The 19,705-nt window shown below is 42.2% G+C and carries 14 protein-coding genes and 1 pseudogene; 3 read left to right on the top strand and 12 right to left on the bottom strand.

What is annotated here, in order from left to right; genetic code table 11:
- Positions 1 to 102 precede the first annotated feature (102 nt).
- From RM347_RS33420 to RM347_RS33370, 11 genes and pseudogenes are all read right to left on the bottom strand, one after another.
- Complete coding sequence (locus RM347_RS33420) at positions 103 to 870, bottom strand: MBL fold metallo-hydrolase (RefSeq protein ID WP_322718260.1); 768 nt, start codon at positions 868 to 870, stop codon at positions 103 to 105.
- Between the two features lie 3 nt (positions 871 to 873).
- Positions 874 to 1,473, bottom strand: coding sequence for an anthranilate synthase component II (locus RM347_RS33415; protein ID WP_322718261.1), 600 nt, complete (start codon positions 1,471 to 1,473; stop codon positions 874 to 876).
- A 307-nt stretch (positions 1,474 to 1,780) separates the two neighbouring features.
- Entirely contained in the window at positions 1,781 to 2,236 is a 456-nt protein-coding gene (locus RM347_RS33410; RefSeq protein ID WP_322718262.1) for a diacylglycerol kinase family protein, read from the bottom strand.
- A gap of 146 nt (positions 2,237 to 2,382) precedes the next feature.
- On the bottom strand, positions 2,383 to 2,916 hold the full coding sequence (gene ybeY / locus RM347_RS33405) for an rRNA maturation RNase YbeY (RefSeq protein WP_322718275.1): 534 nt from the start codon (positions 2,914 to 2,916) through the stop codon (positions 2,383 to 2,385).
- A gap of 39 nt (positions 2,917 to 2,955) precedes the next feature.
- A complete protein-coding gene (locus RM347_RS33400) occupies positions 2,956 to 3,111 on the bottom strand; it encodes a DUF3285 domain-containing protein (protein WP_104904774.1) in 156 nt (51 codons plus the stop codon).
- 208 nt (positions 3,112 to 3,319) lie between these two features.
- Positions 3,320 to 4,442 (bottom strand): peptide chain release factor 2 gene (gene prfB / locus RM347_RS33395; protein ID WP_322718276.1). Its coding sequence is split into 2 segments (ribosomal slippage): positions 3,320 to 4,369 and positions 4,371 to 4,442, totalling 1,122 coding nucleotides; the frame shifts between segments, so codons are not numbered across the junction.
- A gap of 127 nt (positions 4,443 to 4,569) precedes the next feature.
- Positions 4,570 to 5,725, bottom strand: a pseudogene (locus tag RM347_RS33390) (PCRF domain-containing protein).
- Positions 5,726 to 5,855: 130 nt separating this feature from the next.
- Positions 5,856 to 6,584 carry a Bax inhibitor-1/YccA family protein gene (locus tag RM347_RS33385; protein ID WP_012408074.1) on the bottom strand — a complete coding sequence of 243 codons (729 nt, stop codon included), beginning with the start codon at positions 6,582 to 6,584 and terminating at the stop codon, positions 5,856 to 5,858.
- A 113-nt stretch (positions 6,585 to 6,697) separates the two neighbouring features.
- Positions 6,698 to 9,463, bottom strand: a complete 2,766-nt coding sequence (locus tag RM347_RS33380; protein ID WP_322718263.1) for a pPIWI_RE module domain-containing protein — start codon at positions 9,461 to 9,463, stop codon at positions 6,698 to 6,700.
- On the bottom strand, positions 9,456 to 12,932 hold the full coding sequence (locus RM347_RS33375) for a hypothetical protein (protein ID WP_322718264.1): 3,477 nt from the start codon (positions 12,930 to 12,932) through the stop codon (positions 9,456 to 9,458). The genes RM347_RS33380 and RM347_RS33375 overlap by 8 nt, the downstream gene beginning before the upstream one ends.
- Positions 12,932 to 14,239 carry a Fis family transcriptional regulator gene (locus RM347_RS33370; RefSeq protein WP_322718265.1) on the bottom strand — a complete coding sequence of 436 codons (1,308 nt, stop codon included), beginning with the start codon at positions 14,237 to 14,239 and terminating at the stop codon, positions 12,932 to 12,934. Before RM347_RS33370 ends, RM347_RS33375 begins: the two co-directional genes overlap by 1 nt.
- A gap of 608 nt (positions 14,240 to 14,847) precedes the next feature.
- Between RM347_RS33370 and RM347_RS33365 the strand changes: the two genes are divergently transcribed.
- Positions 14,848 to 15,633 (top strand): RNA polymerase sigma factor SigF, encoded by a 786-nt coding sequence (locus RM347_RS33365; protein ID WP_322718266.1) that lies wholly within the window; start codon positions 14,848 to 14,850, stop codon positions 15,631 to 15,633.
- Between the two features lie 60 nt (positions 15,634 to 15,693).
- On the opposite strand, the gene bchD is transcribed toward RM347_RS33365, so the two are convergent.
- A complete protein-coding gene (gene bchD / locus RM347_RS33360) occupies positions 15,694 to 17,733 on the bottom strand; it encodes a magnesium chelatase ATPase subunit D (protein ID WP_322718267.1) in 2,040 nt (679 codons plus the stop codon).
- A gap of 90 nt (positions 17,734 to 17,823) precedes the next feature.
- Between bchD and RM347_RS33355 the strand changes: the two genes are divergently transcribed.
- Entirely contained in the window at positions 17,824 to 18,411 is a 588-nt protein-coding gene (locus RM347_RS33355) for a Uma2 family endonuclease (protein WP_322718268.1), read from the top strand.
- A gap of 151 nt (positions 18,412 to 18,562) precedes the next feature.
- Entirely contained in the window at positions 18,563 to 19,063 is a 501-nt protein-coding gene (locus tag RM347_RS33350) for a hypothetical protein (RefSeq protein WP_322718269.1), read from the top strand.
- The last annotated feature ends 642 nt before the right edge of the window (positions 19,064 to 19,705 follow it).

Raw genomic sequence — 19,705 nt, 5'->3', positions numbered from 1 at the left:
AGAACTGATGAAGTCTTGAAATTTAATTCTTAATTCTTTTCTTTTTACTTTTACCTTTTGACTTACTAGCCCCTGCTCCCTTATCCCTTCATTCCTTACTGCTCAAAACTTGTAACTCAAAACCTGAATTTCCCCATTTTCCGGTAATTTACCAGGGCTAATGGAAATACTATCTCCATTGCTACGCCGGACTGTCATACCTTGCATCAAAGTCAAAAAATTATCCAGTGGCGAAAGATCGCACTTAGCAGCATCAGCGGCTTGTGTGCGGTAATGAGTCGGAATCACCAACTTGGGATTTAATACTTGAACAGCCTGCTTTGCTTCCTCAGCATTGTAGGCTTTTGCACTGCCTCCCACTGGAATAAACGCTACATCGGGACGCCCCATCAGGATTTTTTGCTCAATAGAAATGGGTGCAGCGGCTCCGCCCAAGTGGAGGATGTTAATTCCGCCTTGCTTCCAACTCCAAGCAGTATTTGAGCCAAACTGCCTACCATTTTTGCGATCGTGGTCTATGGCAACTCCTTGGAACTTAATACCTTTGAACTCATAAACTCCTGGTTCGTAAATGAGTTTTGCATTTCCCGGTAGTACGTCCACAGCACCTTCATCCAGCAGTTGGCTGCTAATCAGTACCAAATCTACTGCAACTTTTGGTGGACGATACCCAGCAGTACAGCCGACCGCCCGGAATGGATTGACGAGAATTTTCGCACCGCCACCAGTAAAAAGAAAGCAAGTATGACCCAACCACTGAACTGATAAACCGCTAGATTGTGCGTCAGCTTGAGATTCAGAACCCAAGTTAGTAACCAAAGCTGTGACTAACCCCGCCCCAGCATAGCCCATCAACTGTCGTCGTTTCATTAATTATGCTCTTGACTGTAACTGTTCCAGAAAATTTCCCAATAACTGTTTTCCTGAAGATGTCAGGACACTCTCTGGGTGAAACTGGACGCCCTGAATATGAGGATAGTTCCGGTGTCGCACTCCCATAATGGTGTTATCTTCAACCCAAGCGGTGATTTCTAACACATCTGGGCAAGTCTCACGTTCTATCACCAAACTATGATACCTGTTGGCGGTTAAAGGATTTTCTAATCCCCGAAAAACCCCCACCCCAGTGTGAGACACCTGAGAGGTTTTGCCATGCATCAACTCTGGAGCAGAAATTATTTTACCACCGAACACTTGACCGATGCTTTGATGTCCTAAACAAACACCCAAAATTGGCAACTCTTGACCTAGCTGTTCAATCAACTCTAGGGAAATGCCGGCATCTTCCGGGCGACCAGGCCCAGGAGAAATAACCACGGCTTCCGGCTTTAACGCCCGGATCTCATCTATGGATATCTTGTCGTTACGAAAAACTTTAATATCATCTGCCAGTGGGAACTCTGCTGCCAATTCTCCCAGATATTGCACTAAATTATATGTAAAACTGTCGTAATTGTCGATAACTATAATCAAAGCTCATCACTCCTGGTTTTTAGCACTTATCAGTTCCAAAAAGCATAGATAAATATCTCATACTATTTATTCACTAGGTGTAAAAATAACATTGACGTGGATTCGTAGATATAAATCAGCTACTCTACGACCAGCCACTACCTAAAGATTACCAAGTAATCCTTTAGCCAGGACGCTGGGCACGATCGCATTACTTGATTTTGAATTGCTGATAATGTCTTCTCCAAAGGGGATTCTGACAGAGGATGATCCTCTTACCAAGTCACTTGGCGATGCCTGCGGCGGGCTAGACCTACGTAAATCACGTCTACAAAGCAGATATAATTAACCTTACCAAAGGAGGGAGCAAGAGCGTACCAGCTACCAGCACCGCTACTAAAGCAGAGACAAGGACTGCACCAGCAGCACAATCTTTAGCAATTTTTGCCAAATCATGGTATGTCTGCTTAACCGTTAAGTCCACAAGGGACTCGATTGCTGTATTCAATAACTCTAATGCCAAAACCAAACCACTAGTTATACCAATTACCGCTATTTCCACGGCTTGCAGATGCAAAAAAACGCTTAAACCGATAGCCAAAGCACAAACACTTACGTGGATGCGAAAATTACGTTGAGTTTGAAAACTATAGCTGATTCCAGCCCAGGCATATTTAAAGCTAACAAATAAATTAGAGGCTACTTTCCAAGAGAATTCCCGTTCGTTAGACACCAGTGTTTGTAACGAGGTAGGCGTTGGTGATGAAGAAATTTTTTGGGACATAGACTTAAAAATACAAAAACAGAGTTGCTACAGTGGGAATATTCGCCGATCTTAATGGCAGAATTAACTTTGAGGCAATCTTTAGGCAATTTTCCACAGAAGTATTATAAAAGTATTACCCAAAATTAACATTCAGGATACACAAGCTACTGCCATTTAATGTCAATAGCAATACCTATTGCGTTCAGCAATAACACTTGCTGTTTTAACATTCGCTCCAAACTTTCTTCATCAGGATGATCCCAGCCCAAGAGGTGCAATAAACCGTGAGCAGCTAACCAGGCTAGCTCAGTTGGTAAGCTATGTTCCTGCTGTTGAGCTTGACGTTGTGCTGTATCTATAGATACAATAATGTCACCTAAGTATAATGGTACAGAAGCAAGCATTTCTTTGCTTTGAGGAAAATCAACCTCCAAAGCAGCAAAAGCTAAAACGTCTGTCGGCTTATTTTGTTGACGATACTGGGCATTCAATTCTTGAATTTGCGCGTCATCTGTCAAACGCAGCCCGATTTCATAACTTGGTGCTGGCGGAATATGAGGGTGAAGTATTTCCAACCAGTCATTAAACCAATTTTCCCAAGTCTCAGGAGTAATTCGGGCATCAGTGTCCCCAATATTTACAGATGTTGTCGGGGACAACTCGTAAAAATAATCCTCCACATATAGTTCAACTCTCAGGGGCACACAGTCTCCTAGTCTGAGGTTTACAGTTTGTCGTTAGTGAGTTAAGTAAGCAAGACCAACAAGGAGAGCTAAAAGCCCTACGGCAGTCAACGCAAAATGCTTCAGGGAAGTTCCACCCTTCCGCACCATGTTACGCATGGCGAGTTTTACGTAGCTAGGTTGAGGTTCTGTTGAAGGAGAGTTGCTCATAGTTTTTTGTCCACAGACTCTTTTATAACTGTAACAGTTGGTCTGGGATAGAATTGCGATCGCCTGTATATTACTAAGGAATTTATCGCGGGTACTATGCGATGTCTACGACGGGCTACGCCTACGCGCCAATTGAAATACTAAAAAATAAATTACAAGTACTAAGTAATGTTAAAAAATTTCCTTAGTACTTGTAACTAATCCCTAATTATGGAAAAGTGCTTTCTACTAATTTATTTTCTTGGCGCAGATAAGCTTGAATGAATGTATCAAGTTCGCCATTCATCACATCGCCAATCGCTGTTGTTTCTGTATTTGTACGTAAATCTTTCACCATTTGGTAAGGGTGAAACACATAGTTACGGATTTGGTTTCCCCAGGAGGCTTCCACCATATCGCCACGAATTTCAGCAATTTCTTGGGCGCGTTGCTCTTTGGCTATGACCAAAAGCTTTGCTTTGAGGCGATTTAGGGCTTTCTCTTTATTTTGCAGCTGCGATCGCTCTTCTGTACAGCGCACAGCAAGACCAGTAGGAAGGTGAACAATCCGCACCGCAGTTTCTACTTTGTTGACATTCTGCCCACCTTTACCACCAGACCGAGTTGTGGTGATTTCCAAATCTTTATCTGGAATATCTAATTGCACAGAGTTATCAATCTGCGGCATTACTTCCACCCCTGCAAAACTGGTTTGTCGCTTGCCGTTGGCATTAAAAGGTGAAATCCGCACTAAGCGATGTGTACCCATTTCTGAACGCAAGTAACCATAGGCATAGCGACCAGTAATTTCTAGAGTTGCCGATTTAATTCCGGCTTCATCACCCTCCGACTCTTCAGCTAAAGTTACCTTATAGCCGTGAGCTTCGCCCCAACGGGTGTACATTCGCATCAGCATAAATGCCCAGTCTTGAGCATCTGTGCCACCAGCGCCAGCACTAATCGTCAGTACAGCACCTTCCGCATCATAGGGACCAGAAAGTAACTGTTGTAACTCCCACTGGTCAAGGTCACGATTCAGTTTAGTGATGGTAGATTTTGCTTCTTGGAGTAGTGCTTCATCGGTTTCTAACTCCAACAACTCAACAACAGCCTTAGTATCTTCTAGATTGGCGTGCCAGCGATCGTATTGCTGGAGGTGGGCTTTCAGGTCGTTGAGTTCTTGTAGGGTTTGTTGGGCTTGGGTTTGCTCATTCCAAAATTCTGGTTGAGCGGATATTTTTTCGAGGTCTTGAATTTTGGCTGTCAGTGCAGGTACGTCAAAGATAGTCCTGGGTTTTACCCAGGCGGCCAGACAACGTTTCGATTTCGCGTTTGAGTTCTAGGACATCCATAATGCTTGCTGTAATGATAGATAGAGCGCTTTGGATTGAGAAACCGCTCTTTATTCTACTTGTATCTATTAATTTTAGCCGTAGTTGGGCAATTTCTCTTTGCGCCACTTGTATTAAGTTACAAAAATTACTTGGAATTATCAAGCGCTTCTTTGCCCACTGAAGTAGTGTTATTTAGCTGTTGCAGATAAGCTTTGATAAAAAAATCAATTTTACCGTCTAATACCTCTGTTGCAGCAGTTGTTTCTACATTGGTACGTAAATCTTTTACCTTGGTGTAAGGATGCAAGATGTATTCACGGATAAGCTTGCTGGATAGAGATTGTATGAGCCGAGGTTGAATTGCTTCAACTTGCTGGACATTTTGGGTTAGTGCGTAGGCGTAGCCAGCCGTAGGCATCGCAAACAATTTACTCTTGAGAATAGCCAAGGCTTTCTCTTTGTTTTGCAGCTGGCTACGCTCTTGATTACAAGATACACTAATCCCAGTAGGAATATGAACCATCTTTACCCATGTTTCTGTTCGGTTGACATTCCCCCGATGGCGATAAAAAGTAATTTCCAAATCCTTCTCTGGAATCTCAAAATCAATAGACTTATCTAAAATCGGGCTGACTTCTACGCTGGCTAGGCAAGTATGCCGTTTCCCATTGCCATAAACAGGAGAAATTCGCTCTATTCTTGCATGAGTTCCTTGTTCCGATTTTAGTCAGCCATAAGCATAACGCCCTATAATTTCTAGGATGGCATGTTTAACCTCTCCTAAATCACCTGCTGACTCTTGCACTAGATATACTTTATGATTATGATTTACTGCCCAACGATGGTATAGCTGCAATAACATCGTTGCCCAGTGTTCGGCATCTATACCTCCAACCTCAGCCGTAATTGTCAAAAATGCCCCCTTTTCATCGCAGGGGTCTGACAGTAATTGGTGGATTTCTACTATTTCGAGTTCTTCCTGTAGTTGGGTAAGGTTGGTTTGTACCTCTTGCAACAATTCCTCATCAGCAGATAATTCTAGTAGTTCTAGTGCAGCCTTGATATCATCTAGAATGAAGTGCGATCGCTGATATTGTTTCTTTATAGCGTTGAGGAAATCAATTTCTTGAAGTATCTGATAAAAACTGGCAGAATTATGCCAGAAAGTAGCTTGAGAAATCAATTGATTCAACTCTTCAATTCTTGCACTCAGTTCTGGCAGGTCAAAGACAGCCTTCAGCCTTGGTCAAGATATTAGACAACTTTTCTACTTCAATTTTGATATTTGAGAGTTCAAGCATAGTTTTGCTCACTTGATACTTAACGTATCTATATATCCTATATTAAAACGATGAAAAAACCGTGGTTACTAAAAATTTAACCACGGTTTTTGCTTTATAAAACTTTACTTGTTTTATTGCCTACAGGCAATTAATCGCGGCCATTTATGGCAATTAGTAACCGTAAGATAAAGACGAACAAGTTGATGTAAGTTAAGTACATCGACAAAGCAGCAGGTAGATATTGGTCATCGCTGTAAGTGCGGGGCAAGATGTAGAAATCGACGACAGAAACCCCAACAAACAGAAATACTCCTAAACCGGAGATGGCAATTTCTAACCAATTTGGAGTGTAAACACCAAACATGGCAAACCCAAATTGGGCAAGGCACACAACCACCAAGGCGATAACGCCGAGATTGATGGTTTTCGTCAAAGCCATCCCATCTTGTTCAGAAAGATTTGAACCAATTTGACGGGCGAAAATAAAGGTAACGCCACAACCAAGGGCAGCTAAACCAATGCCTTGAATGCCAACACCTTGGGATCTCAAAGCGACAAATACCAAGCCACTGAGGGTATATCCAGACAAGAGGCTATAGGTTGCCAACAGGGGTAGTGCAAGACCCTTGTTACCTTTTTGGGCAACATTTTGGGCAACAAAGAACAAAACTAGCTCCAAAATGACCGCACCAATGAAGGTGGGAAAGAATATTTCGGGATTAGCACGGATAACTCCCAAACCGCCGTAGGTTCCTAATGCCGTTAGCACCAATCCACCACCGACGTAAGGGAGGGCATTGGCAATCACGTTTGGGCCAACGAGGGCGTGAGATTTAGCCTCACGGATAGCTTCACGAAAATTACTGGTATTGCTCATATTGAAAAACTGTTTTTTAGGAAAACGTTGTGCTTATTCCTATTGTTACCAATCTTTGCGGTTAACAGCCAAGGATTTAATATTGTTGCAAAATCTGAAAGGTAGCTTCGTTGTTAAAAATTGGAATCGTCACTTTCTGAGGATTCCACTGGATCTTTAGTACTGATAGCATACTCTTTAGCCTTGATTGCAAAGGGAAAAGGCAAAGGTAGAACAACATCATTGGCAAAATAAGGCCAGCGACTTCTGAGAGAGTGGACAAAGTCAGCTAGCTTGTCGCCCTTGATTTCTGGGTGATGAATCAAGGCTATTTCTAAGATTCTGGCTCTTCCAGGTTGCCTGCTGCCATTATCAAGGCGAGACTGATTTTTTTGTAATATTGTTGTGCCTCGTTCAGTATACAACGCCTTTCTAACGCTCAGGTAGAGCGATCGCTCCCCATCATCACACACACCTCGCCATCGGTAAACACCACTGGTTCGGCTCCCAGAAGCATCTTTAACAATAGCGACTGGTACTTCACCATTATCTGCAACTCGTAAGCGCACAACCCACAGACGGTTGATTTGTTCTTGGGAAAGGTACTGTTTTAGTGCTTGTAGTGGATCATTCACTAAATTTTGATTTTGTAGCCAGTTCAGCATTTTGCGGGCATTTAGTGCCTCTGCCATGAACAGTACACGCGGGGGTTTACTATCAGTAATTGGAGTATTTAAACACTCTTGCAAACATTCAGCAACGAATTTATTGATTAGCCTTTGTTCTTTCGTTTGCTCTTTACGCTTTTGTTCATCATCAAGCTCTTCATTACTTTCATCATAAGAGTTAGAATCCCAGTCTTCATCAAGAAGATGCGCGAGTCCAACAGGATATGATATCCAGCCTTGTTCTTTAAATAAATCAGGAGTTGTTAATTCTACTTTAGCTGTTATTGGATTAACTCTGATCATCAAAACAACAGTTTTGGGAATATTTTCGGCATTGGTTTTGCGGGTGCGGCGTAGGACATAAAAGCATGTTAACCAAACATCAGGCTCAATGCCATCTTTTTTGAGATTAATTAAAGGAGTATCAGGTAAAATCCCAAATTGTCTTAGTAAGTCTGATACTGCTCGTTTTACTGGTTCCAAACCAGATTTCTTCAGTTTTTCTGCATCATTTTCGGTGGTTATTCGGTGAATATGTTGATTGAGATAGCCTGCCTTCATTGCTCCAATTCGCCATGCCAACTTGGGATCAGCCTCGGATATACGAGGTTTCGGTCTAATTTCGATTAAAGCCGCACTTAGTTCTTTAGTTTGGGGTAGAAACGTAGTAATTTGATTAATGCGTTCTACTAATAAATTAGGACGTTGCTGTTGATAAGTTTTCCTAACCTCAGAAAAATGTTGAATTTCTAGGTCTTGTGTGAGGTCGCCAACGTGTTGAATCTTGATACACAACGAACCGTGGGAACCTTGATAGATGTTTTCTACTTTTGTGGGTGATAAATACAGTAATTGGCAAATTTCAGCAATCAGTGCATCACGACATTGTGGAGTTTCCCACAAAACAAGTATGGTGCGAAGAGGATTTTTAGCTTCACGAAATACCGCTGGTGCTGCTAATTTTGGTCGCAGCATTGGGGTGTGTGAATGATTGGGGTCGTCAGATTTCTTGGCTTTTTTAGGCTTGGTAGATTGGATATCTTTGTCAGCAAGGAGAGGAACAATTTTCTGCTTGGGTTTCTCTAAAGGCCAGAAAATAAAAATGTTACCTGTCACCCTCTCAGCCTCACCGACTCTCTGAACAGGGAGATGTGCTTCAATAGCTTGATCTAAACTAGCCAAATCTTGTGGACTGACACCAGGAAAACACGGTGGTTCCCCTAATTTAGAAGTGTAGGCGATTGCAGCCTGAATACCACTAGGAATTGTGTTTACACCTGACCAGTTATAATTTGGGTTAGAAACGAAATTATTTGCGTCAGGAAGTTGAGAGTCATTGAGAGAAAGAAGATTGCTGATGGCTTGAGGCCATTTCATTTCCTTTCCATAACGGTTAATCATCAGTGGAATAAAGCAAAAGGTTTGGCGTTGTCCATCTAACCAGCGACGGTTATCACCAATATGAGCTTTCACGCCTGGATAAGGTACATAATTCAAAGGTTTTGTCAGCCAACGTCGAATTGATAAATGATGATAAACAATAGGTTTTTTGCGCCAGGGAACTGTTTGCAAAACAAACTCAAGAACAAATGATATATAGGCTGTTTCTGTTGTTTCCTTTCCTTTAGTTACGGTAACTTCAGTGGGAGGCCATGACATCAACTCAGCACCTTGGAGGCTTACTACTCGGTAAAATGTCAGTTGATACTGCTCATCAACGCCAAAAGAAACTGTTGGTTTTTGGAGAAACTTCTCGGCAAGGTAATCTGGAATTGCTTGGTAAAGGTTGCTTGTTTCGACTTTGTTTTGAGGATGGAGTAATTCATAGCTTTGTGAATTTCCCCATTGCCAGTCATCATTATTCAAATTTGCAAGCTGTGACTCAACATCTTCCAAGAAACTAAATTCTTCTATCAACCAATCTTTGATCAAATTACCTAAGTCAGAAAGGTCAGAAAGTCCTGTGGTTCCTGTTGCTAACAGCCAAGGTACATTGTCTTTTTGCCAGCCATTACGCAAAGTCTTGATAATTTTAGGAAAACTACCAACTACCAGGGGATCGAGGGAATAAACTGGTACAGCCCGATAACTTTTACCTTGGAGTCTGGCACGCTGTTGAGCAAGGTTGTTGGTGACTTGTCGCCATCTTGTAGGGACATAGATTGCATAAAGTTCGCATGTTGGATTCGTTGCAGTAAGTTCCCAAGCACCAGGAAGAATAATTTTAGTCATAGTTTAAGTTTCTTTCTCTCATTTGTTTCAACGCAGTTAAAAAAGCTCCATAGAGCGATCGCGCCAGCACATCCTCACCTTCTACACAGGGTTCCAGCACCTTGATAATGGCAACCAAAAGTGAAGTGCTTTCACTGTCTTGTTCGCCAATGGCTGAATTTGGGGCGAATTTCACATCTATAAAATGGACTACTGCTGGTACTCCACCACGTACCAAACGCCCGATGATTTGCCAGATACTCACTAACTGAGTCCAGCAAAGTACCGATCGCTCTCCTTGTGTTAGTTGCTTAAAAGCCCATGCTGTGTAGTTCAGATTGACCATTTCGGCAACAGCATTCTGGTAGAAAATATCTGCAACCTGAGTCAGGGTTAGGTTCATCGATATTGATTGAGCTTCTTTATAAAGAGTGGAGTCTTTTTCGTGTTTCAGCGCCCAAGCGTTGAGTTGCTGAACAGTAGATTGCCAGTTATCAGGTACTGGCATAGGTCTGTTGAGGAACAGCACTGCACCAAATGCAGCTTTTCCTAGAGCATTCAAGATGTTGTGACCCCGCTCTAGAGCCATCAAAGGAGCAACTACAATTTGGGTGGGTAAATGCTGTAAATTCCTGATTTCGCTTCGCAGAATCCCATGAAGATGAGTAGGAGCATTGTCGCGGCGGAGGGTAGCAATACCGTCATCGTTAATATTTACATCGAAACGGTAGCGCGATTGTAAGATAGACGTGACCCATTCGGATTCATCGTAGCTACCCACGACAATCAAGATGCGATCGCGATCGCTCCACCATTCAGGTTGCTGTTGTTTTCGCTGTTCTAAATCCTCAAATACCCCATCTAGAAAACTCTCTGCACCTCTTACCGAGTAGCACATAGCCTCCACCATTTCTTTAGCAGCAAGTTTGCGTTTTGCAGGTGGTAATCCTGATAAAGCAATATAGTTGGTTTGCAGATTCTGTTTAGGACTAAAGAAAAATTGACTCTCAGCTATACCTGCCTCACCAGTTCTAGATTGCAACAATATAGTGGGTTTTATATTAATGTGATAGGCAGGGGAACCTGGAGCGTAGCTAGTACCTGATATCAGAACAGTATGTGGGCCGTCCCAATCGTCAACTGCAAACAGTTTTGGGAAATTTAACAGTAACGCACGACCTACACCCACATAGCGAAAATAGTCCAACTTGCCAGCTTTTTTAGCACTACGTTCTTGCTTATACAAAAAACCTAGAATATTTCCCACTGGCGATTCTGGTAAAACTGGGAGGAAGTCATCCGGTGGACGATGTAAAAGGTCTTGGCTTGAGTCGTGCAAGTTAATTACCCGACCGAGGTCGCTCAGATTATCAACTATAAAACCCAGGCGGTTGTCGAGTATGGTGACTAAAATCGCAAACTGGAGATTTCGGGTTAGTTCCTCAAATTGAGTCTCATCTGGTAGGGAAAGACTATGGATTTCTATCCATCTTTTGCACCAAGGAGCAATTTCAGCTAAGGCTTGACGGTCATCTTCCGCAGTTAGTATTGTCAACGCCAAATCTGAAAGTTCACCACCAAGACCGCGGTTGAGAGGATGTTGCAAAAATCCATCTAGTTGATCCATCATTTGTTTGCGGCGGCGACGTTGCTCTGTGGGAGCCAAATCTGCTTCAATGATGCGTTTACGCCGTTCTTCCATGATTTGTTGGCGAGTTAGTTTCGGTTTCGCTGAGACAGGAATCTCAGGCGGATCAACTAGGTCACGGATAATCCGAGCAAATAGAGAACGACCTGTAAAAGGAAGTGGCCCCAACCATGCAACCAATTTAGGGTGCGTGAGGAGTAGGTGATAGATGCGGTTAGTAGCATTTTGGGTATGGTAATGTGCGCTTGTCCAAGCAAGAAAGCGATCGCCTGCCATATCACCGCGATCGGAATTGTAAATTGTCGCCAGGTTAAGTCCGAGTTTATTTAAAAATGAGTTTCCAGAACCATCGACTAAGACTTCATCAGGGGCAAACTCTTCGTCAAACTGAATCTGCACGCGATCGGCTTCGTCAACGAATAGATATTTACATTCTCGATAAACAGCCTCAGCAAAGGTCAAGTCTTGTTCAAATCCCTGGCGGGGTACACGAGTATGAATGAAACTAGCAGGGGTGAAAATCCAGACTGAAGCTGTAGCAATATCGTGTTCTAAATGGTGACGTGGACATTTGTAATACAAGGGACAAGTGTATTTTTTATCACTTTCCTGCCAGTCTTCATCATCAGAATCATCATTATCAGCTACAGGAACTTTTTGGTAAAGCTGGTGACAAGGTTCATTGCCAAATTCCCACTTATCTTCTGATTGCACTAGAGCTAAAAGTGGACAGACTGGACTAAACCAACGCCATGCAGGATGCATCCCTCCCTTAGTAATTTCCTTACCCTCACTTTTGAGAATAGGTTCGTAGACTTTTGCCAGTTGCTCTTGGCGTTTACTACCCAACGCTGGTGCAGCAGGAATTCCTAATTTGTGGCAGAACAAGGAAGCGAGACGCACTGCTGTAGCAACATCATTCACCATCAACCCACAGCGATCTCCCTGTTTAGCGGAGTGGTAAATCAGAATTTCCAACAGGGTAGACTTGCCCACATTCAAAAGCCCGACAATGTGGATAAGACCCTCTAAAGTTAGCTGATTACCGTGCTGGAAATTATCTGATTCAGCATCGTATAGCTGGAAGAGAATATTTTCCAAGCGGTTACGATAATTTTCTTGTTGCCCAAACTGGGACAATTTATCGTCCATTTCTTGGGCAGCTAGTATTAATTCTTCACGGGTAACGCTACACTGTGGATTCTGCTTAGTCCGTGTGCGACGAAGGAATACTACAGACGAAGGTGCTATATTAGCAACTTCCTTGGGAATATCGATAGGAACCTCAACTGGAGAGTTACCTTTTTGGGAAATCTTGGCATACCACCGTCCCTCGTCTGCTAATTTGACTTTTCGTTGTCTATGCTGTGGAGTTTTTAATAAAGTTGGAAGATATATCTTTTCTAAACGAGTTGGGTAGGTACTGGATGGAATAGGTTGAGGAACATTCCTTGCCTCTTCAAGGCTGTAGATTCTAATAATTTCAGGTAAGTTGATGTACTCCTGAAGAACTCGCAGCCATTGTCTGCCTTTACGCTTAATCAAATAGAAACGAGCATTTTGTATAAATTGCCAGTTGCGATCGCTTTGTAGTTGTTCAACTGGAAAGCGATATCCTTTCAGCAAAGATTCTACAGAAGTTGCAGGTTCTTCTGGTGCTACTTCCTGAAGTAAGGTTAATCCCAATTCCACATCAGCAATGAGTTGGGCTAGACGCTTAAGTTCTCGCTGTTGTACCTGAGTATCTGCGTTAACTAAACTAGATACTACATGCTGTTGTAATTCATCGGAGTTGCGGAGTTTTTTACACAGATCTTTGCGCCAGCTAATGGTGTCACGCATTATTTTTTCTTCCCTAAAATTGCTTGAGCCTGAGTGATGATTTCGCTAAATAAGCGCAAACGCACCCCTTCAAGTTCAGGTTCTAGTTGTTCGCGCACTACCTTTATCCGCAAATAGTCTTCGCGTTCATCTGGAAAAACTACAAAAGTTTCCGTTGCATCACGCCGATACTGCACCTTTTGCAAACGTTCTTCATCCACGGATGCCCAATCTTTAAAATCAATTGCCCAACGAACTTTGCGCGGGAACTCTACAAGTAAGTCAAATTCATCGACAAAAGGCCAGAGAGTAACCCGCAAACCCAATTTTGCAAGTTCTTCTTGAAGTTGAATTTCCCAAATTCCTGGAAGCGTACCGTACAAATGCACGCCAGGGGTAACAGCTTTCCAGTCTGCTGCTTTTTCTTTAGAAATAGGTGGTAATCGCTGAAAGTTGATGGTTGCACAAAGTCTTTCACACCAAGGGTTACGGCAGGTATATGTACCATCAGGGCGTTGGCGTTGGACATACTTGCAGCGCGGACACAGATGATAGACGCTACCCTCTGCCAACTTATCCATATCGACATAAATTTCTAACCGTGACAATAACTCGCGCAGTGGTCTGAGTTCGGGTAAACGTAGCTGTTGGCGATATTCTGAGTAATGAAGAGTGGGTTTAGTAATAATCAGTTGTCGAAAAGCGCGATAGGCATCTTCTAGCTGATTTCCCCGACAGTATTCCAGTACATCTTTCAGTACTGACTCTTGTACCTGCGCCACCACATCATTACCCGAAACTTGCCATTCTCTAGCAAAATCGGAAACTACTCCGTCTTCTATAACGCTGACATCTGGCGAAAGATATTTAATCTCTTGGGCTGGTTTCCAAGAAGTAATTGATGTTTCCGCCCAATCAAAAAATTGTGGTAGGTTCTCTGGGGCTTGTTCTGCCCGTAGTAAAGAAGTTAAGTACATACGAGACATTCCAATGCGAAGGGCTTCTGGCACTTGACTTCGCTTTTCTAGCTCAAGTTTTTCCCACTGCACCACGCCAGTAGCCAGATACCGCAGAGTGTCAGTTACAGATAGCTGTAAGGAGGGTTTTTCCGGTTCAGATGTGAAAAGGCGAAGACTACGGGCGCTGTGGTCATCCCATTCCACGTCTATACCGCGCATAGTTTGCAACCACTTCTGAACTGTTGCTTTCTGACGTGGTTGCATTCCGAGTTCTTGACACAACTCTTCTAGAGTTGGCCCTTGTTTATGAACGCTAAACCATTGCTGAAGTGTATCCAGAATTTTCTGCCGATGTTTGGTGATTTTCATTGTTCACCCTCGTGTTTAGCAGAAGTGTGACACCCAGCAAACTTGCATGTCAATCACCTGTTTCCATGTTTCCACTAAGTTTCCAAAGTTTCCATCTTACCAATATTGAATAGAAATCTACCTCAAGACCCAACTAAGTACAAATCCTCATAAAAACGAGTCGGAATTCTGTTTTTTGTAGCTTAGGTTTGGTTCTTCCACCCAACTTTTAATTTGGATTTTCGACCTTTATTAATGACGGTGCGTACTAAAAGATAAAATTGCCCAGTGTCTTTTGCGATTAATTCAGTACTGATTCACGTTGCTCTCAGTATGACAAATGGCTATTAAGTCAGTCATGCACTGTTCAGCATAAATAGCTAGTTTTTGTTGCAAAAGCTAAAGATTATTTACCATTCAACAGTTATATAAAAAGTAAAAATAACCTGTAACAGAGAGGTTCGCAAAATCATGCGTACAAATACTGAATTGTGGAGTTCGACCCCTAATAAGTTCAGTGAAACGACGATAGCTTATTCTTCCCTGACTAAGCAAAATAATAACAGCTTAGAAGAAAATATACGCAACTCCATTTTCTCAGGAATGGGAGTTACAACAAGGAAATGTATATGGCAACAAGTGAGTCCTCTTTACGAACTGATGGTATAGAATTATTACACTTGTACCACCAGAATCCTTCTATTAAACTTCGTAATAAACTTGTACAGTTACATACCGGCTTAGTACGGAAGATGGCTCATAAATTTAGCCATCAATGTAATGAACCTTATGAAGATTTAGAACAAATCGGTTATTTTGGTTTGATTAGGGCTATTGAGCGTTTCGATCCTAGCCAAGGATATGCTTTTAGTTCCTTTGCTGTGCCATACATTCGCGGTGAGATGCTGCACTTTTTGCGCGATCGCAGTACTCTATTAAAGATTCCCCGTCGTTGGCAAGAATTATACAATGAAGGACAAAAGATTCGCAAGGACTTGGCAATGTCTTTAGGTCGCCAGCCCAAGGATGCTGAAATTGCCAGCCAACTTCGGGTATCTCTGCAAGAATGGCAAGAAACCAAGTTAGCTGCTCAAAATCGGATGCCTTTGAGTTTAGATGCGACCGCAGTTAACTATGTTGATTGCCAAATAACCTTGGGTGAGGCACTTCCTTGTCCTCGTTCTCATGTTCTTCTGCAACAAGAAGAAGAACGGCAACAACTCCAAGGCGCAATCAATATGCTAGAAGAAAAGCCCCGCATGGCAGTTGAAATGGTATTTTTGAAGGAACTTTCTCGCAAAGATGCTGCTAAGAATATTGGCACTAGCCCAATGACGGTAACGCGGTATCTGCAAAAGGGAATTCAAGATTTGATTTGCTATTTGCAACCACAAGTAATGCCCACTGGATCTTGATGTTATTAGTCAATGGTTAGTGGTTAGTAGAAAAGCAACTGACAAATGACAAATAACTAATTATCGAGATTTTAAATCAGCGATCGCACCTTTGGTCATAGCAGCAATAGCTTGATCTGTGGCTTTCGGCAAATGATAATATTTACCGCCTGCTGTTTGCGATAATTCTTTAGCAAAGCCAGTAGACACAAATTTACTTTCCGTATCAATTACTAATAGTTGCATCCCCAAAGCACGAATTCTGGCAGCAATTTCTAATAATTCTCCTTTGATATCTGGCTTTTCTCCTGGTTCTAGCTGTTCACCCAAAGAACGCGCTAAGGGAATATTACCCCGCCCATCGGTGATTGCTACAAGGACAACTTGCCCAATATCTCCACTCATCTGGGCATTTAAGCCGACACGCACAGCTTGGGTTAAACCATGCGCTAAGGGCGAACCCCCACCACAGGGTAACCTTTCCAAGCGGTTACGCGCTAAAGCAATAGAACGTGTTGGAGGCAATAATACTTCCGCCTGTTCTCCCCGGAAGGGAATCAATGCTATTTGGTCGCGGTTTTGATAAGCTTCTGTCAACAGTTGCATCACCGCACCTTTAGCCGATTGCATTCGGTTCAGGGCCATTGAGCCAGAAGCATCTACCACAAACACTACCAACGCTCCTGCTTTACGTACCAGGCGTTTCGAGCGAATATCAGCCTGCTCGACAATAACTTTTCTATCTGGGTGTCTTTCTCTTCGTGCTTTTTGATAAGGAGCAGCTGCTCTGAGGGTGGCATCTACTGCAATGCGTCGCGCTTTTCCCTTCGGCAACATTGGCTTAATGTAGCGTCCCCTGTCATCGGAAAAGATGACACTGCGACTACCAGATTTACCTTGCCGCTTCGCCATTTGAGTAAAATACAGCACGTTGTCATCAAGAATTACCCCTTCCGGATCAAAAATAAATTCTTCCGGGATGCTAGGGGGTTCTTGCTCTTGATTTTCTTCCTGTTCTTCTTGTTCGTCTTGTTCTTCGTCTTCAGATTCGTCCTGGGGTTCTTCTTGATTCTGTTGTGGCGGCGGTGGAGGCGGTGGTGGTGCTTGTTCGGGTGGCGGTGTCTGCACAATTGTGGCACGTGGTACAATTACCAGTTCTACAGCACGGCGCAAATCTTCGGCATTAACTGTTGTTCGTCCCTCCAAAGCCGCAGCAGCTTTGGCAACCCGTGTGGCAAATAACTCGGCGCGATGTCCCTGAACTCCTCCGCGAATGGCCTCATCCACTAAGTAGGCAATTTGTTCATGGGTGATGATGACTTCTTTCAACCATTCCCGTGCCAAGATGATTTGGGTTTTGAGGGAGTCTAAGTCTTCGTTGTACTGTTTGAGGAAGTCTTGGGGAGATTTAGAATAAGCGATCGCTTGCTCTACTGCTGCTACTCTTTGATCTAAGCCGAGTACACCGTCAGCAGAGAGTGCGATCGCAATCCTATCTAGCAAATGCTCCCGTAATCCGCCTTCTTCTGGATTGTAGGTGGCAATAAACAGGGATTTACACGGATGCTGAAAACTAATTCCTTCCCGTTCTATCTGGTTGCGTCCCTCAGATAATACTGTTAGAAGCTGATTTGATATTTGGTCATCTAATAAATTAATTTCATCTACGTATAATACACCTCGGTTTGCTGTAGCGAGTAAACCAGGCTGAAAAATTGTATCACCTTGTTTTACTGACTTTTCAACATCCACTGAACCGAGAAGTCTGTCTTCGGTGATACCTAGAGGAATTTGCAAAAAAGGCGCGGGGATAATTTCGACGGTAACATCTTGAATGTCTTTGTCTGCGTACTCTGCCAAAAGCTGATCGTCCCATTCTTCTGGGTGGTTGGGGTCGCAGTTGCTGATTGAACCTTTGACAACTTCAATCGGCGGTAATAAAGCGTGGATAGCACGAGCCATTACAGATTTTGCCGTACCGCGACGACCTGCGATCGCTACTCCTCCCAAACCAGGATCAACGGCTGCTAACAGCAAGGCTAACTTAATTGCTTCTTGACCGACTACGGCTGTCAAGGGAAAGGCAGTGATGGTGGGATTGATAGTAGTAGGCGCAGGCATTGTTTGCAAAATAGCGAGTCTCGGCCTTTAGCATACCAATTTCTGACACATTTAGAATAAGTATTATGCCAATGAGAGAAAGGTAAGGTTATGAGTATTGCTCAGGCTAAACGCTTCACACTGCATGAATACCACAGGCTTGGACAATTGGGCTTTTTCCATGAAGATGACCACGTTGGATTAATCAACGGGGAAATTATTGAAATGGCGTCCAAAGGTACAGCCCATGAAACTTGTTTGCGAAACTTGTTGCGGGAACTTCCAAAACTTGTGGGTGATAGGGCAACTTTGCAATCTCAAGCTCCGATTGTTTTGCCACCTAATAGCGAACCGGAACCGGATTTTGCTATTCTTCAAAACCGAGATGATAATTATCTTTATGGTCATCCTCAACCTGCTGATGTGTTATTGGTAATGGAAGTTTCAGATTCTTCTTTAGCTTATGACCAAGATGTGAAAATACCTCTCCATGCTCAAGCAGGTATTACTGATTATTGGATATTTAATTTATTCGATAACTATTTGAAAGCTTATATTGAACCATATCAAAATAATCAAGGTAAACATGGTTATTTAAACAAGCGCATTACTTCGCCAAATCAGGTAATAAATTTTCCTTGTCTCCCTGATTTGTCTATTGATTTAGCTAGGGTGTTTCCGCCACAACTGAATTTTTAAACTTTGTTATAGGATTTAGTCATAAGACAAAGGAGTAAGTTTTATGGCTTATAGTGATTTTAAACTTATTGAAGTTATTGATTCTTTTGGGTTAGTTATACACGAATCATCTGGACTATTCGCAAATGTGCAGGAGCAATAATGTAGTGATTTGTTATCTACTATTCTCAGGAAAAATGTTGATTTAGCAGTAGCTATAAGTTCGGAAAAAGCTCGAAGTGAAATGATAATAAGTCCAATTTTATTAGAAATTAGACGTAAATTTAATTATGAAATAAGCTTTTTTTCTGGAGTGGATTTTAGTGTTGATAGTCAACGAGGATTAAATGGTTTTTGTGATTTTATTTTGAGTCTTTCTTCGGAGCAGTTGCTTGTACGTAGTCCGGTGATTGTTTTAGTAGAAAGTAAAAATGAAAATTTGAGGTCTGGTTTAGCCCAATGTATTGCCGAAATGGTAGCTGCTCAGTTATTTAATGAGAGAGGTGGAAATCAAATAAAAGCTATATATGGTGCTGTTACTATCGGTACTATATGGCAATTTCTCAAGCTTGAAGGCAATGTAGTTTCGATTGATTTGAGTGAATATTATATAAAGGATATTAAGAAAATTTTAGGTATTTTGTATGGTGCGATCGCTCAAAGTAAACCGTAAATTATTTATTAACTAAAATATTATGAAATATTTATGATTTTACAGTTAACCATATTCTTAAAATATTGAAAGTAAATATGGTGATTTAAATAAACGTATTGTGTTACTTAATCAAGTGATATCCTTGTCTTGTTTACTTAATTTATCTCTCGAATCAGGTAGAGATTTCCGCTAAAGTATTATTCCTAACAGCTTATAGATATATAGGTATCGAGTCGTTGGGTTTACGGTTCTGGAAAAATAAGATGCTTGACACACAGATTAACCCCATGTTAGATATATAACAACGGCAGCAAAACAAATGCACTCTAAAACAAAACTCGACAAGTGCAAATTATTGATTGTTGTCTAAGAACGTAGAATCCCTAGCTTACCGCTAAGTATCGCGTTATTCCTTCGGCTGAACATTCAGCCTGATGTCAGGTCAATTCATTGATTAGACTATCAGCGTGAAAACGATATATTTGGGTGAATGTTCGGCGGAATAAATAACCTGATACTTAGCAGTAAGCCAGGGATTTTGCCTTCTTAGACTAGAAATCAATTAAATTTGTAAATAGAGAGCCTAGGGCGTGTCACCAATTAGGTAAACTGGAATGATAACTGCTGAAGAAAAATAGGCAACAGGGAAACGATGACAGG

The organism is Nostoc sp. ChiQUE02 (assembly GCF_034531305.2).
GTDB lineage: Bacteria > Cyanobacteriota > Cyanobacteriia > Cyanobacteriales > Nostocaceae > Nostoc.
This window is presented reverse-complemented; position numbering and strand designations above follow the sequence as displayed.

Coding starts and splice junctions, on each gene's coding strand:
- RM347_RS33375 (WP_322718264.1), bottom strand. CDS start 12,932: ATGCGTGACACCATTAGCTGGCGCAAAGATCTGTGTAAAAAACTCCGC.
- bchD (WP_322718267.1), bottom strand. CDS start 17,733: ATGCCTGCGCCTACTACTATCAATCCCACCATCACTGCCTTTCCCTTG.
- RM347_RS33370 (WP_322718265.1), bottom strand. CDS start 14,239: ATGAAAATCACCAAACATCGGCAGAAAATTCTGGATACACTTCAGCAA.
- RM347_RS33380 (WP_322718263.1), bottom strand. CDS start 9,463: ATGACTAAAATTATTCTTCCTGGTGCTTGGGAACTTACTGCAACGAAT.
- RM347_RS33420 (WP_322718260.1), bottom strand. CDS start 870: ATGAAACGACGACAGTTGATGGGCTATGCTGGGGCGGGGTTAGTCACA.
- RM347_RS33365 (WP_322718266.1), top strand. CDS start 14,848: ATGGCAACAAGTGAGTCCTCTTTACGAACTGATGGTATAGAATTATTA.
- RM347_RS33400 (WP_104904774.1), bottom strand. CDS start 3,111: ATGAGCAACTCTCCTTCAACAGAACCTCAACCTAGCTACGTAAAACTC.
- RM347_RS33410 (WP_322718262.1), bottom strand. CDS start 2,236: ATGTCCCAAAAAATTTCTTCATCACCAACGCCTACCTCGTTACAAACA.
- RM347_RS33385 (WP_012408074.1), bottom strand. CDS start 6,584: ATGAGCAATACCAGTAATTTTCGTGAAGCTATCCGTGAGGCTAAATCT.
- RM347_RS33355 (WP_322718268.1), top strand. CDS start 17,824: ATGAGTATTGCTCAGGCTAAACGCTTCACACTGCATGAATACCACAGG.